Genomic DNA, 14921 nt, shown 5'->3' with positions numbered 1-14921 from the left:
CAACATCATGCCAGCATCATGCCAGCATCATGCTGGCCGCCTTCTCAGCGATCATCAGGATCGGCGCGGTCGTATTGCCGCTGACATGGGTCGGCATGACAGAGCCGTCTACCACGCTCAACCCCTCGACACCGCGAACCCGCAGTTGAGGGTCCACCACGGCACCCTCGTCAGTGCCCATCCGGCATGTGCCCACTGCATGGGCGTCTGACCCTGCGTGGGACCGTAGCCATTGTTCCAGCTCCGCATCGCTTTCCAGCTCGAGCGATGGAGAGACGCGCTGGCCGACAAACTCAGCCATCGGAGCTTGCGCAAATATCTCGCGCGCCAGTCGAATGCCGGATCGCGCCCGCTCGAGATCGAGCGGATCAGCGAGATAGTTGGCATTAATCGCCGGACAGGCATTGGGGTCAGCCGACTTCAACCGCACAGATCCGGTGCTGGCCGGCCGGGTCATGGAAATCCGCACATGAAAGCCGTGCTCGCTTGCATGCATCGGCGTCTCTTCATCGGGCAGAACGCTCGCAAGCTGAAGCTTGAGGTCGGGCCAGCCGGGCTCGTTTTGCGCCGCATGGTCTGAACACACCATCCCGATCGCGCGCACGCTGCTATGCGCGAAAAAGCCGCGCCGGGTGAGCAGGTATTGCGCCATTGCCCTGCCACCCTTGAACGGTCCGGCAAAACGCAAGTCGGACAGCTCTTTCGAACTGGTCATGCCGATCTGGAAGCCCAAATGGTCGCTGAGATTGCGCCCCACGCCTGGCAGCGGAGTATCGACCGCAATATCGTGTTCGCGCAGGTGATCTGGATCGCCAATACCCGAGAGCATGAGGAGCTGGGGTGAACCGAATGTTCCGGCGCTGACGATGACATGACCGGCCTCAATACGCTGACGCTTGTCCTTGTGGCGCAGGATCGCGCCGACGCAGCGGCCACTTTCCAGCACCAGCTTTTCAACGAGAGCGCCTGTCATCACCGTCAGGTTAGGCCGCGTCATGACCGGCCGCAGATAGGCGCTGGCTGAACTGGTACGCCTGCCTGCGTAGACCGCTTGATCGGGTGCGCCGACGCCTGTTGCAACACCGCCGTTCAAGTCCTCGTTGAAACTGTGCCCAGCCTCCACCGCGGCTGCTACCCAGCCTTGCGCGATCGGATGGTCAAGCGGCGCCTGTGAGACCTTGAACGGCCCGGAACGTCCACGGAAGGCATCTTCTCCATGGTCTGCGCTTTCGGACTTTTTGAAGTAGGCAAGCACATCGTCGAAGCGCCAGCCAACGTTGCCAAGGTCTGCCCACCTGTCAAAGTCCTGCCGTGCGCCGCGGGCATGCTGCGCGCCGTTGATCGTCGTATTCCCGCCCAGGACGCGGCCGCGGATTTCCTCGAGTTCACGGCCGCCGAGGTATACCTGCGGTTCCGTCTTGCAAAAGTGGCTGTAGATCTGCCGCTTCAGCATCGGTCCCATGCCATTGGGCAGACGCGCGAGTGGTGAGCGGTCTGCTGGACCCGCTTCGACCAGCAGTACGCGGATGGCAGGATTTACGGATAGCCGGTTGGCCATCACGCATCCGGCGGCTCCTGCCCCGATGACGAGATAATCAAAAGCCTTGGTCAAGATTGTGTTCTGTCTGTCGGTCCATTCCATTTGACTAATCGCCGCCCGTTCGGTTCAGGTCAATTGGCAATGCCCCTCATTCACCCATTGTCGCAAAATCGGTCACTTGGTCGATCTGGAGGGTGAGTGCACAAAATAGAAAACCCCCGGCCGTCATGGCCAGGGGTTCTCCAGTGCTGAGCGCCGCTCGGGCAACCGCTCAGCGGGGGGTACGTTGCTGCTCAGATGTCGAAGCGGTCCGCGTCCATGACCTTGGTCCATGCACGGACAAAGGTATCGAGGAACAGCTGCTCATTGCCGCTTTCCGCAAACACTTCCGCCTGTGCACGCAGGAGCGAGTTCGATCCAAAGATCAGGTCCGCACGCGTTGCTGTCCACTTCTGAGCGCCAGTCTTGCGATCCTTGCCGACATAGGTTTCCTCGGTCTCGTCGGTTGGCGCCCATTTGGTGCGCATGTCGAGGAGATTGGTGAAGAAATCGGTCGTCAGCTGGCCCGGGCGGTCGGTGAAGACACCGTGGCCAGTATTGCCAGTGACTGCGCCAAGAGCACGCATCCCGCCAACCAGAGCTGTCATCTCGGGGATGCTAAGGCCCAGCAGATGCGCCTTGTCGATCAGCAAGTCCTCGGTCTTGATGCTTGCCTTGGTGCGCAGATAGTTGCGGAAACCATCAGCAAACGGCTCGAGCGGTTCGAAGCTCGCCGCATCGGTGTGCTCGTCACCCGCATCGCCGCGTCCGGTCGAGACATCGACGCTGACCGCATGGCCTGCATCCTTCGCCGCCTTTTCAACCGCTGCCGCACCGGCCAGCACGATTGCGTCCGCCATGGAGAGATTGCCGCGATGCTGGTCGATCGTGTCCAGCACCTTCGCGAGTTCTTCCGGATCGTTGGCGGCCCAGTCCTTTTGCGGCGCAAGACGAACGCGCGCGCCGTTGGCGCCGCCGCGATGGTCCGAATTGCGGTAGGTCGAAGCCGAGGCCCAGGCGGCCTTGACCAGTTCGCTGACCGACAGACCGCTGCCAAGAATGGCAGACTTGAACGCGGCTACATCGCTGTCCGAAGGCTTGGAGCCGGCCGGTACGGGATCCTGCCAGATCAGGTCTTCTGCCGGGACTTCAGGACCGAGGTAGCGCACCTTGGGGCCCATATCGCGGTGGCACAGCTTGAACCATGCGCGGGCAAAGGCATCGTCCAGCGCCGCCTGATCGTCGCGGAAACGTTCGGAAATCTTGCGATACTCCGGATCACGCTTCAGTGCCATGTCCGCCGTGGTCATCATCGTCGGGACTTTCTTGGAAGGATCGCGCGCATCGGGCGCCATGTCTTCCGGGTCCGGATTGATCGGCTGCCACTGGTTCGCGCCTGCGGGCGACTGGACGAGCTCATATTCGTACTTGAACAGCAGGCGGAAGTAGTCGTTGCCCCACTGCGTCGGGTTCGGGGTCCATGCCCCTTCAATGCCAGAGGTCGTGATATTGCCCTTGGCAATTTCTTCCTCGTCATTGAGCCAGCCGAAGCCTTGCAGAGCAAGATGCTCGCCTTCAGGAGCGCCGCCGAAGGTATCGGAAGGAGCAGCGCCGTGCGCCTTGCCGAAAGCATGTCCGCCTGCGGTCAGTGCGACGGTTTCCTCGTCATTCATGGCCATGCGGGCAAAGGTTTCACGCATGTCGCGCGCCATGCCCTCAGCGTCGTGCGGATTCCCGCCTGGCCCTTCCGGGTTGACGTAGATAAGGCCCATCTGGATCGCCGCGAGCGGGTTCTCCAGCGCTTTACCTGAGTCAGGAATGATGCGGGTTTCAACGCCTTCGTTGACCCACTGTTCTTCCGTACCCCAGTATACTGTTTCCGGCTCGTAGACATCTGCACGGCCGCCACCGAAACCGAACACCGGGCCGCCCATGCTTTCGATGGCGACATTGCCGGTGAGGATGAACAGGTCAGCCCAGCTGATGTGCTTGCCGTATTTCTGCTTGATCGGCCACAGCAGGCGGCGCGCCTTGTCGAGATTGCCATTGTCCGGCCAGCTGTTGAGCGGGGCAAAGCGTTGCTGCCCGCTGCCTGCGCCGCCGCGTCCGTCGCCCGTGCGGTAGGTGCCTGCCGCGTGCCACGCCATGCGGATGAAGAACGGGCCGTAATGGCCATAATCGGCTGGCCACCAGTCTTGGCTGTCCGTCATCAGCGCGGTCAGGTCTGCCTTGAGCGCATTATAGTCCAGCGCGTTGAAGGCTTCTGCATAGTCGAAGTCTTCGCCCAGCGGGTCGGGCGAGCGCCCGCCTTGCATCAGGAGTTCGACATTCGCTGTCTCGGGCCACCAATCGCGGTTGGTGCGTCCCAGCAGTGTCCGCATTTCCTTGCCGCCAAATGGGCAGCCTTCGATTGAACCGGTCTTCGCGTCCATGGTCGTCTTCTCCTCTCGACAATTTGGAGACTCGGGGGTGAGTCGTTTTATCGGAGGAGAGGATGACTCTTTTACGCTGATCCGTCCAATCGATTAATTGAGAACCATTAATTACCTAAAGCGATTACGCAGCCTGCGCGATATCCTCGGCTGGTTCGGTCCGAATGAGGTAGTCGAACGCGGTGAGGCCAGCATTCGCGCCGTCGCCCATCGCGGCCACGATCTGCTTGTAGGGAGCGGTGGTGCCATCGCCCGCGGCAAAGATGCCCGGCAGGTTGGTAGCGCCGCGGCTGTCCACCACGACTTCGCCGTACTTGGACAGCTCTACACCGCTGTCCGCAAGCCATTCCGTGTTCGGCACGAGCCCGATCTGGACGAACACGCCTTCCAGCTCGACGCGATGCTCCTCGCCGGTTTCGCGGTTCTTGTAGATGAGCCCATTGACCTTGCCGCCCGCTCCGGTGATTTCCGTTGTTTGAGCAGAAGTCAGGATGTCGACATTGCCGAGCGATTGCAGCTTGGCCTGCAGCACTGCATCGGCCCGCAGCTTCGCATCGAATTCGATCAAGCTGACGTGGCCAACGATCTTCGCCAGGTCGATCGCTGCTTCGACGCCCGAATTGCCGCCTCCGATCACCGCGATCCGCTTGCCTTTGAACAGCGGGCCGTCGCAATGCGGGCAATAGGCGACGCCCTTGTTGCGATACTCGGCTTCGCCGGGCACACCGAGATTGCGCCAGCGCGCGCCCGTTGCGAGCACGATGCTGCGCGCCTTGAGCGATCCGCCGTTGGCAAGCTCGAGAGTGTGGAGGCCACCTTTCTGAGCAGCAGGCTTGAGCGCAACGCCGCGCGCATTCTTCATCAGTTCAATGTCGTTTTCGGCCACCTGGCGTTCTAGCTCACCGGCGAGTTTCGGGCCTTCCGTGTAAAGGGTTCCTGGCAAGTTCTCGATCCCTAACGTATCGTTGAGCTGGCCGCCAAAGCGCTCGGTTGCGATGCCAGTGCGAAAGCCCTTGCGTGCCGTATAGATGCCGGTTGCAACGCCTGCGGGGCCGCCGCCGACCACGAGCACTTCAAACGACTCCTGGGCGGACAGTTTTTCAGCTGCTTTCGCGTCGGCTCCGCTGTCGAGCTTGGAAAGGATCTCCGCCAGTTCCATCTTGCCGTTGTAAAAGCTTTCGCCGTTCAGGAATGTCGCGGGCACAGCGAGAACGCCGCGTTCTTCGACTTCTTCCTTGAAGGCGCCGCCTTCGATCAGCGTGGCGTTGATGCGCGGGTTTTCCAGCGCCATCAGCGTCAGAGCCTGCACCACGTCCGGACAGTTGTGGCAGGAGAGCGAGAAATACATCTCGAACTCGAAATCGCCTTCCAATGCCCGCACCTGCTCGATCAGATCGGCATCGACCTTGGGCGGGTGGCCTCCGGCCCACAGCAGCGCAAGCACCAGCGACGTGAATTCATGCCCCATTGGCAGGCCTGCGAACCGGACCCACTTTTCCGCATCGCTTGCGCGGCGGATGACAAAGGAGGGCTTGCGGCCTTCTGTTCCGTCAAAGCGGGCGGTGACCATGTCGTGCAGCGCCGCGATGTCTTCGAGCAGCGCGCGCGTCTTTTGCGAGGTTTCGCAGTCACCCAGCGTCGCGACGAGCTCAATCGGCTCGCGCAGATTGGCGAGATAGGTTGAGAGTTGGTCTTTCATCGCTTGTTCGAGCATGATGAGTTCTCCTTGCGCAGCGTGGTTGGCAAAGCACGGCTCACCCGAAAGGGAGCCGTATTCCATGATCAGACCTGAGGAGAAGTGCGGCCCGGAACGCAAATGGGAGGGAGAGGGAGGGTTGCGTTCCGGGCCATTGGGCGACCCCGCCTCGGGAGGGGAAGGCGGGGGCTTGCTTCGATCCATGCTCTAGCGGGCATGGTTACTCGGTTTGCTTAAGAGGCCCCTCAGGAAAAGCCCCTAGCAAATGTGTCTGGGTCGTTGCCCTTAGATCTTGCCGACGAGGTCGAGCGACGGAGCGAGCGTCTCGCTGCCTTCTTCCCACGCTGCCGGGCAGACCTGACCGGGGTTCGCGCGGACATACTGCGCGGCCTTGATCTTGCGGGTCAGTTCGTTCGCATTGCGGCCCACGCCTTCGCAGGTCTGCTCGACGATCTGGATGACACCTTCCGGATCGACCACAAAGGTCGCACGGTCAGCAAGGCCAACGCCTTCACGCAGGACGTCGAAGTTGCGAGCCAGTTCGTGGTTCTGGTCGCCCAGGAACGGGAAGGTCAGCTTGCCGATCTTTTCCGAAGTGTCGTGCCATGCCTTGTGGCTGAAATGCGTGTCGGTGCTGACGCCGTAGACTTCCACGTCCATGCCCTTGAGCATCTCGTACTTCTCGCCGAGGTCTTCGAGCTCGGTCGGGCACACGAAAGTGAAGTCAGCCGGATAGAAGAAGAAGACCGCCCACTTGCCCTTCACGTCTTCGTCGGTGACGTCGAAGAAGTCCTTGCCAGCCTGGAAGGCAGTGGCCTTGAACGGCTTGATGGTTGAACCGATGATACCCATGAGATTAGTCCTTCTGATAAGAGAGGGTTGAAACTTGTGCAGTGCACATAGTGAGTGTTGCAATGCACAAAAGCGAATAAACGCGATCGGATAGATCGAATTTTCCAATCAAGCTTTCAGGAACAAAATCGTTCCGGCCCGGATGCGATTACGGTGCCGCGCAATTGGGGTATTGACCGCATACGCTTGCGGCCTGCTGGCCGGTATCTCCCTCTCAACACTTGAGGGAGAATACCCATGTCGTCTTATCGCCGAGTATCAAAATCAGTTCTCACAGCGCTTGCTGCGCCTCTGGCTTTGGCCATTGCAGCACCAGCTCAAGCACAACAGCTTGCCGATCTGCAGAGTTATGAGGAAGTCGCCCCGCTTGAACCGACCGTGCTCGACGGTGTGTGGAAAGTTGTCGGCCTGCAAAAGGAAATCCTGATCGAGAACGGCCATGCGATCGCGCTGGAACAATGGATCCACGCGTTTTTCTGGACGGTTGAGCCCGGCATGGTCACCAGTACCAGAATTCGCCAGAATGCCGACGGTCGGTTCGAAGCCTATGACGCATTGCTGCAGCGGCCAATGAAGTGGACGCTGCGTGAGGACGGCACGATCTATGCCAGCGGCACAGGCCTGTTCGCTCCGTCATTCTATCTTGAGCCCATTGAACTTGTCTATCCTGACGCATTCCAGGAGGAACTGGACATTATCGCGAGCGGCGGTCGCGCTATTGGCGCGCCTCCCCCGCTGCCCGGGCCGCCTCCAGCGCCAATCGTGGATGACAGCCCGCCGGAGCGCCCCGGTCCGATCGAGTTCGATGCTGGTCTCGCCTATCCCCTGCAGGGCCGGAATCAGATGTGTCTCGATGTAAGTCGCTCGAACGCCACGAAGCAGGGCGCGCAAGTGATGGGTTGGGAATGCCATGGCGGCAACAACCAGAAATTCTTCTTTCTTGAAGAGGAAGGCCTGATTGTGACTGGCGCCGGCATGTGTCTGGAAGCAACCGGCAAGAAGAAGGGGTCTGTCATCAAGTCTTATGGCTGCGATGGCAATCCGATGCAGCAGTGGACCGCAAGCGTCAAGCAGATGAACCTCCCGGGGTTTGGCAACATCCGGGCCGGCAACATGCAAATCATGCGATTTACCCATTCCAGCGGACGGTGCCTCGACATTTCGCGGCCTGATTCCGACAAGAAGAAAAACGGTGCCAAGGTGATGCTGTGGGACTGCCACGGCGGCGAGACTCAAGCCTGGGGCACCTTGCTGAGGAACTGACGCAGGAATTGATGCGAGGAGCGGCTGTTGCCAGCGCGGGATCAGGCGATGACGTCAGGTCCCGCCGCTTGCATCGATCAGCCCTTCGCGCAAGGCATAGGCGATCAGTTCAGCTGCAGAGTGAACCCCGGTCTTGCTCATCACACTGGTGCGGTGCCGATCGACAGTCTTGACGCTGATGCCAAGAGTCTCGCCGATTTCGCGATTGGTACGTCCTGTTACAACAAGATTGAGGACCTGACGCTCCCGGTCAGTCAATGGTTCAAGGCCTGCGCTGTCTTCAAGCAGCTTCGTGTAACGGCTGCTGACGACACGGCCGCCATCGAGAATGCGCGGCAAGGCGCGGGCAAGCTCGTCAACATCGTCGGCTTTGCAGAAAACGCCGTCTGCACCGACTTCGACGAGCTCAGCAATCTTGCCGAGCGCTTCAACGGCGGTGAAAACGACGATCCGCGTGTCCGGTGACCAGCGGCGCGCTTCCAGCAACACTTCCGTGCCGCCCGCATGCGGCATGGTGACATCAAGCATGAGGAGGTCGGGGCGATGTTTGCGAACAGCAGCAATAGCGGAAATGCCGTTATCCGCCTCTTCGCAGACTGTCACTTCGTAGCCCTCAAGTGCGTCCTTGTTGGTGAGCACACCGGTCAGTGCCGTGCGCACAATCGCATGGTCATCCGCAATGACGGCGGTACGCTTCGTCCCGAAAGCCAAGCTTTGCCCCTATATTTGCTTGGTTCCCTCGTAGGGGAAACAGGTTACTATATGGTCGTCGCGTGTTGAAAGATCACAACTTCTCTGTCCGTTTCAGGATTTTTGCAACAGCAATCTTGCTGTGCCTGGCCTGTGCGATAACGCCGCTTCGGGCGCAAACGGTCGATGTTCGTCCCGGCGTGTCCATAGAACGTATCGACCGGCAGGCGCAGTATCTGATCGTGCCCGATGCCACTGCCTTCGGGCTGGAGGACGCGCGCAAGGCACTTCGCGAAGGGCGTTTTCAAGCGAATTTTCCAGAGGAACCCTTTGCCGATGTGCCCAGTCCAAGCACCTGGATTGCGATAACTTTGCGCAATCCCGCCGAAAGTTCCGATGCCGAACTGCGCAGAGTGCTGGGGCTGGGGGGAATCTTCGTCGAACTGCCAGAGGTCTACTTGTTCGAAGGGAATGGCGGCGCCATTGAGATTCTCGCTTCGCAGGCGGGCGACAACCGGCCCTTGATGGCACGATATTTCACATACATCCGCACTCAGAGTTTTGTCCTTCCTCCGGGTGAGACCCGGACCATCCTTGTCAATACAACGATCAATGACCGGCCGACGATCGGCATTTTTCGCGAAGGGGACCTGGGCCGCAATCAGATCGTCGGAGCTTTGGTCAAGGCCTTGTTTACGCTCACGTTGCTGTTTGTCGCGACGGTGCTTGCGGTGGTGTCCATCATGACCAAACGTACCATCGGAACGATCGTTGCGATCGGGTTTGGCCTCATCATGCTTCAGGCCGATGCTTCGCTCCTGTCGACCGCATTCAGCGCCACACCCAGGGCCGGACGGATCATCTGGGAAGCTCTCACGCTGTCAGTGATCTTTTATTGCTACTATGCGTTTCTGGTTGTTTTCCGGGACAGCCTCAGACTGAGCCGTCACCCGTGGCTGGCTGCGCTCCTGGTGCTCTTGCCAACGCCCTTGCTCTGGGTGGCTTGGTATTCTGATTCTACGGTCGATATCTTGTGGGCCTTTTATCTGACCTTGATCATGTTTGCGCTGCTTGTGGCATTGCGGTTCGACATTGCGCGGCGCCTGCGGATCATTGCGGCGGGGGTCATGTTCTTCTGCGTATTGGCTGCCTTGCTGGTCGAGCCATATTATCTCGGCAGAAATTTGCCGGACTTGACGATAGAGTTCATCCGCGATGCGATCCGCATGCTGGCCGGCCTCGCGATGCTGTTCCTGGTACTGGTGGACGTCAGGCGCACGCGACAGGAGCGTGACCGGCTGACGGCGGAGCGGATCGCCGCGCTCGAGGCGCGGGCGGCAACCGACAGGCAATTGCTGCAGACAGAGCGCGAATATGCCCGCGCCCGCGATTCCGCGCAGCGGCGCAAGCAGCAATTGGCAGCAGCTAGCCACGACATCCGTCAGCCACTGATTGGCTTGCGCGGGGCCTTGCGGGAAGAAGCAGATAGTCTGTCCCCCGCGCTGCAGGCGCGGGTAAGCGAAGCGATCGACTACCTCGAACAGTTGACCAATGAGTACAGCGATCGAGCGCCACGCGAGGCGCCGCCACACGACGACATCGGCGAGGAGTATCCGCTCGATCTGGTGCTGCGCGCGGTGTCGGACATGTTTTCGGCTGAAGCGCGAGAGCGCAGCATTGACTTGAGAGTGGCGCACTCTGCTTGCCGGACGCGTGTGCCCGCGCTTGCCCTCGTGCGTTCAACCAGCAATCTGGTGGCCAATGCGCTGCGCCATGCCGATGCCAGCCGGATTATGGTGGGTGTGCGGCATCGCGGCAAAAGCTGCATAATTGATGTGCTCGATAATGGACGCGGCATGAGTGGCGACGAACTCACCCGGGCGTTGCAGGCAGGCGGCAAGGGTGAAGGGTCTGATGGGGATGGATTGGGGCTCGCGATTATTCAGGAACTTGCGGAGCGACATGACTTTGATTTCGTGATGGAATCTGCGCAAAATAAAGGCACCAGGGCGCGTCTGATCCTTTCCGCTTCCTGAACACCGACAGGCTGCTTTTGGGGTATTGCCCCCATGCCCCCCGAAGATCGTCTCAGCTATCACAATCAGGCAAGACCGGTTGTTGCGACCGGCCGGTTAGAGGAGTTGAACGATGAAACTGATCAGAGCTAAAACCGCTCTCAGCGTTTCGGCACTGGCGCTTACCGCCATTGCAATGCCTGCTTTGGCACAAAACGCCGAGCAATCTTCGGAAGATACTAATAAGGTCTGTCATGACGATGCAGGCGAAGTCATCACTTGCGTCGTGATTGGCGGGACCACTGCCTACATTACAGGCAATACTGCTTCCTATGCGTTAGATGGCCTGCAGACTGATCGGACGGACATCAACAAGACGATCAAGCAGAACTATGCCAATCGCCAAATCGCAAGGACTGCAGCGTCAGGCAAAGGCACGACGACAAACTATCCGCTTTTGAAAGACCCCGACGCGGTGATGCGCGATCCGGCATCTCCTGCGGGTCAGGCCGCACGGGCAGCCGACAATGCAGAGATGAAGACGCTGAACCAGCGCGGCGAAGTGGCTCAGCGAGCACGCGCCAACGCCATTGCTGGCTCAGCCGATGATATTGCGCGGGCTGAAGCTCGCGGCAATCTTGCGCAGAAAATCCGTGCCAACAAGGTAGCGGCGCCTTCAGCCACTCCGGCAGGAAGTGCGCGTGTTGCGATGCCTGCGGACATTGACGATCTGAACCAGCGCGGTCAGGCGGCGCAGCGCGCCCGTGCGAACCCTGTTGCTGGATCAGCGGACGATATTGCACGCCTCGAAGCGCGCGGGAATGCGACGCAGAACAGCCGGTTCCAGGCGCGCAATGCCAACGCAGCGGCGCGCGGCGGCCCATCTTTTGATCGTGCGATGCAAGGCCGCATCGGTCCGGAAGGCACTTCCCGGCTGATCGGCCAGGGTGATGCAGCACAGGCTGCGCGGGGCCGGGTTATCAATGAAGGGCAACTCGCTCGCAACATCAACAATGCGGGCGGCGACGTTGGGAGATTGAACCAGGCGGGACGTTCAGCGCAGGCCACACGCGGTGCAGGCATAGCGAGAGGCGCTCCCAATCCTGCTCCGGGAGTCGGTAAGCCAGCCGGCAAGATGGGCAAGCTGACCAAATTCGGCGGCAACGTTGCCAAAGGCGTAGTTGTCGGTGTCGCGGCCACGGAAGGCGTGAAGGCGCTGACCGGTGCAGAGATGCACGATCCGCTCTCAACTGGCTTCCGTTATGGCTCGGCAATCTTCGACAAGGATGTCACCATGGGCGACGTTGCCCGCGATCGCTGGCAGCATCACAAGCGCAACTTCAGCAAGATTGGAGAGACACTCACCACCAAGGGCAAGCTGAAAGAAAACATGCAGACCTATGGTGCAGACAAGCGCGAGAAGATCGGCAACGCCACGGGTATGGAACTGGATGCGATGCGCGATACACGGCAGCGCTACGCCGATGCACTCAAAGGGCCGAACAAGATCAAGAATGTCGGTCAGGTTGCCGGTGATCGCGCGAAGCATCACTGGGACAACACCAAGAAGGTCGGCTCCAAGGTGGGCTGCGGTATCGGCAATTTGTTCCGCAGCAAGGAAAACGACAAGGATTGCTGAGCAAAGTCTGGTACGGTTCAGCAGTTATTGGGAAAGGGCGCCGCTGCGGCGTCCTTTTTCTATTGCTCTTGTGAATATCTGACGTGAGCTGGCCTAGCCAACTTGCGCACGGTGCAGCAGCTTGTGGTCTGCCAGCACCAGCGCCATCATCGCAGCCACAACCGGCGTTCCGCGAATGCCGACGCAGGGGTCATGCCGCCCCTTGGTGCGTACCTGCGTCGCTTCCCCAGCAGAATTGATCGAATCGACCGGTGTGAGGATCGAACTGGTCGGCTTGAACGCCACCCGGCAAACCACGGGCTGTCCGGTGGAAATGCCGCCAGCTGTCCCGCCGGCATGGTTGCTCGCGAATACCGGCTTGCCATCCGGGCCAGGGCTCATCGCATCGGCATTCTGTTCGCCGGTGAGGCGCGCGGCTTCAAAGCCGTCGCCGATCTCCACGCCCTTGACCGCATTGATGGTCATCATCGCAGCGGCGAGATCGCTGTCGAGCTTGGCATAGACCGGCGCGCCCCAGCCTGGGGGAACGCCCTCTGCCACGCATTCGACCACCGCGCCCAATGACGATCCTGCCTTGCGCGCTTCGTCGACTTTCTCTTCCCAGCGCTTTGCTGCCCAGCTGTCCGGGCAGAAGAACGGGTTCTTGTCGATCTGATCGTAGTCAATCGCTTCCGGGTCGATCCGGTCGCCGCCCAGCTCGCAGACATAGGCGGTGATTTTCACTTCCGGGATGATCAGCCGCGCCACCGCACCAGCAGCAACGCGGGCAGCCGTCTCGCGCGCGCTTGAGCGACCGCCGCCGCGATAGTCGCGGATGCCGTATTTCGCATCATAGACATAGTCCGCATGGCCCGGGCGATAGCTTTGCGCGATTTCCGAATAGTCCTTGCTACGCTGGTCGGTGTTTTCGATCATCATACTGATCGGTGTGCCGGTGGTGGTATCCTCGAACGTGCCGGACAGGATCCTGACCAGGTCCGCTTCCTTGCGCTGCGTTGTGAAGCGGCTGGTGCCGGGCTTCCTCGCATCGAGATAGGGCTGGATGTCTGCCTCACGCAGAGTGATGCCCGGCGGGCAGCCATCCAGCACCGCGCCCAGCGCGGGTCCGTGGCTCTCGCCCCAAGTGGTAAAGCGCAGCACGCGTCCGAATGTATTCCAGCTCATGGCCTAGCCCTTTAGCGCAACATGCAGGCGAGTCGAGACGCTTCGATTTCCTACTTCGTGCGCGCGTGCAATCAATGCGGCATGATGATTGCGCCTTATCCTGCTGGAATTGCTGGCTTTGAGGGGGTTCGGCCGGGGCGGATTTTTCTCTCCCAGGACTGTGTAACATGCGTATCCAACATTGAGGACAAGGCGCGTAAGTCTCTGGCAATTGCGAGAGACCTGGTCCAAAACCGGAACATGATCGCAAAGCGCGCCATATGATTGCGAAACTTCGGGGCCTGCTCGACGAAACCGGCACGGACTGGGCGATCGTTGATGTCCAGGGCGTGGGCTATCTCGTCCATTGCTCGGCCAAGACCTTGAGCGCGCTGGGCGAGAAGGGGGAGGCCTGCACGGTCTACACCGACCTTCAGGTTTCCGAGAACGACATGCGGCTGCTGGGCTTTGCTGACAGTGCCGAACGCGACTGGTTCCGCCTTTTGACGCAGGTTCAGGGTGTGGGGAGCAAGGTCGGCCTTGCGATCCTCTCTGCACTTTCGACCGGCGAACTGCGCGATGCCTGCGCGGGCGGCGACGCGGCGATGGTGGCGCGCGCACAAGGGGTGGGGCCGAAGCTTGCGGGGCGGATCGTCAACGAACTGAAAGACAAGGCCGGAGCTTTGCCCGGCGGCGGGATGGCTGGGGTTGCGATTGGCGCGATTTCGCAAGCGGGCAGTTCCAGCGCTGATGCGGTCTCTGCGCTGGAGAACCTTGGCTTCAAACCGGCTGTGGCGGCGCAAGCCGTGGCGAGGGCGCAATCCGAACTGGGCGAAGATGCAAGCGAGAGCGACCTTATCCGCGTCGCGCTAAAAAGGGCAGCGGGGTGATGGGGCTTGTCATCCGCTATGCCGCCTACTTGGCGTTCGCATTTGCTGCGATTGTGTTTTGGCTCTGGGCTATGCCATTTTCGATGGGAGACCCGCCCTGCGCGCTCGAGCCCGGTGGTTGTCCCAGGCCATCCTTGTTTGAGCAAACCGTGACATTCCTCAAAGTGTTTGGTGCAATTCCTCTGACTTGTTTGGTATTCGTATTCTATCGTCGCGGCGTTCGAAAGCTGATGGGGTATTCCGATGAGGGTTACTCTCAATGACTGACCCCATCCCTCTCCACGCGCCTGAGCGGCAGCTACCTCGTCATCCTGAACTTGTTTCAGGGTCCATCTCCCCAATTGCTCAGGTGGTGCAGGCGGAAGAATGGATGCTGAAACGAGTTCAGCATGACCAGCCTTCAATTCTTGGAAAGGGGAGGAAGACCCAATCCAATCGCCAAATCATGCCAGTCGGGATTCTCGCTGAGGATCAGATTGATCTTCCAATGCCGGTGCCAGCGTTTGAGCTGCTTTTCTCGCGCGATTGCGCTCACCATGTCGCCGAACAGTTCGTACCGGACGAGGAAATAAACGCTGTATTTGCTGGTAAAGCCCTCGAACTCGCCGTTCCGATGCTGCCGAACGCGCTCTCGATTTGGTGCAGAAAATTCATGAGCAGCTAGGGTTGGTTGGACCATGATCCATCAATTTCCCTTTCATCCATCACGTCGAGGTGCAGGA

General features: G+C 60.0%; 11 protein-coding genes. 4 read left to right on the top strand and 7 right to left on the bottom strand.

The window, feature by feature from the left end; all coding sequences use genetic code 11:
* Positions 1-16: 16 nt before the first annotated feature.
* The 4 genes from ACG9DO_RS01175 to ahpC all read right to left on the bottom strand — a co-directional run bounded on the left by ACG9DO_RS01175 (position 17) and on the right by ahpC (position 6559).
* Entirely contained in the window at positions 17-1612 is a 1596-nt protein-coding gene (locus ACG9DO_RS01175) for a GMC family oxidoreductase (protein WP_394729847.1), read from the bottom strand.
* 221 nt (positions 1613-1833) lie between these two features.
* On the bottom strand, positions 1834-4011 hold the full coding sequence (katG, locus tag ACG9DO_RS01170; RefSeq protein ID WP_394729845.1) for a catalase/peroxidase HPI: 2178 nt from the start codon (positions 4009-4011) through the stop codon (positions 1834-1836).
* A gap of 124 nt (positions 4012-4135) precedes the next feature.
* Positions 4136-5725, bottom strand: a complete 1590-nt coding sequence (ahpF, locus tag ACG9DO_RS01165) for an alkyl hydroperoxide reductase subunit F (protein WP_394731159.1) — start codon at positions 5723-5725, stop codon at positions 4136-4138.
* Positions 5726-5992: 267 nt separating this feature from the next.
* The gene (gene ahpC / locus ACG9DO_RS01160) at positions 5993-6559 is read right to left on the bottom strand and encodes an alkyl hydroperoxide reductase subunit C (protein ID WP_394729843.1); all 567 of its coding nucleotides are present in this window, start codon (positions 6557-6559) and stop codon (positions 5993-5995) included.
* Positions 6560-6796: 237 nt separating this feature from the next.
* Here ahpC and ACG9DO_RS01155 point away from each other — a divergent pair, with 237 nt between their 5' ends.
* Positions 6797-7822 (top strand): ricin-type beta-trefoil lectin domain protein, encoded by a 1026-nt coding sequence (locus ACG9DO_RS01155; RefSeq protein ID WP_394729841.1) that lies wholly within the window; start codon positions 6797-6799, stop codon positions 7820-7822.
* Positions 7823-7876: 54 nt separating this feature from the next.
* Here ACG9DO_RS01155 and ACG9DO_RS01150 read toward each other — a convergent pair whose 3' ends face one another.
* Complete coding sequence (locus ACG9DO_RS01150; RefSeq protein WP_394729839.1) at positions 7877-8533, bottom strand: response regulator; 657 nt, start codon at positions 8531-8533, stop codon at positions 7877-7879.
* A 179-nt stretch (positions 8534-8712) separates the two neighbouring features.
* Between ACG9DO_RS01150 and ACG9DO_RS01145 the strand changes: the two genes are divergently transcribed.
* On the top strand, positions 8713-10548 hold the full coding sequence (locus tag ACG9DO_RS01145; RefSeq protein WP_394729837.1) for an ATP-binding protein: 1836 nt from the start codon (positions 8713-8715) through the stop codon (positions 10546-10548).
* Positions 10549-10660: 112 nt separating this feature from the next.
* Positions 10661-12166, top strand: coding sequence for a hypothetical protein (locus ACG9DO_RS01140; protein WP_394729835.1), 1506 nt, complete (start codon positions 10661-10663; stop codon positions 12164-12166).
* A gap of 93 nt (positions 12167-12259) precedes the next feature.
* Here the strand turns inward: ACG9DO_RS01140 and aroC are convergent, their stop codons facing one another.
* A complete protein-coding gene (aroC, locus tag ACG9DO_RS01135; protein ID WP_394729833.1) occupies positions 12260-13330 on the bottom strand; it encodes a chorismate synthase in 1071 nt (356 codons plus the stop codon).
* A 260-nt stretch (positions 13331-13590) separates the two neighbouring features.
* On the opposite strand from aroC, the gene ruvA reads away from it, so the two are divergent.
* Positions 13591-14199 carry a Holliday junction branch migration protein RuvA gene (gene ruvA, locus ACG9DO_RS01130; RefSeq protein ID WP_394729831.1) on the top strand — a complete coding sequence of 203 codons (609 nt, stop codon included), beginning with the start codon at positions 13591-13593 and terminating at the stop codon, positions 14197-14199.
* 400 nt (positions 14200-14599) lie between these two features.
* On the opposite strand, the gene ACG9DO_RS01125 is transcribed toward ruvA, so the two are convergent.
* Positions 14600-14878: a GIY-YIG nuclease family protein gene (locus tag ACG9DO_RS01125; RefSeq protein WP_394729829.1), complete on the bottom strand. Its 279-nt coding sequence runs from the start codon at positions 14876-14878 to the stop codon at positions 14600-14602.
* Between the last annotated feature and the right edge of the window lie 43 nt (positions 14879-14921).

Source organism: Altererythrobacter sp. GH1-8, from assembly GCF_043702085.1.
Taxonomy (GTDB): domain Bacteria; phylum Pseudomonadota; class Alphaproteobacteria; order Sphingomonadales; family Sphingomonadaceae; genus Erythrobacter.
The sequence above is the reverse complement of the archived record's forward strand: the minus strand, read 5'-3'. Positions and strand labels throughout refer to the sequence as shown.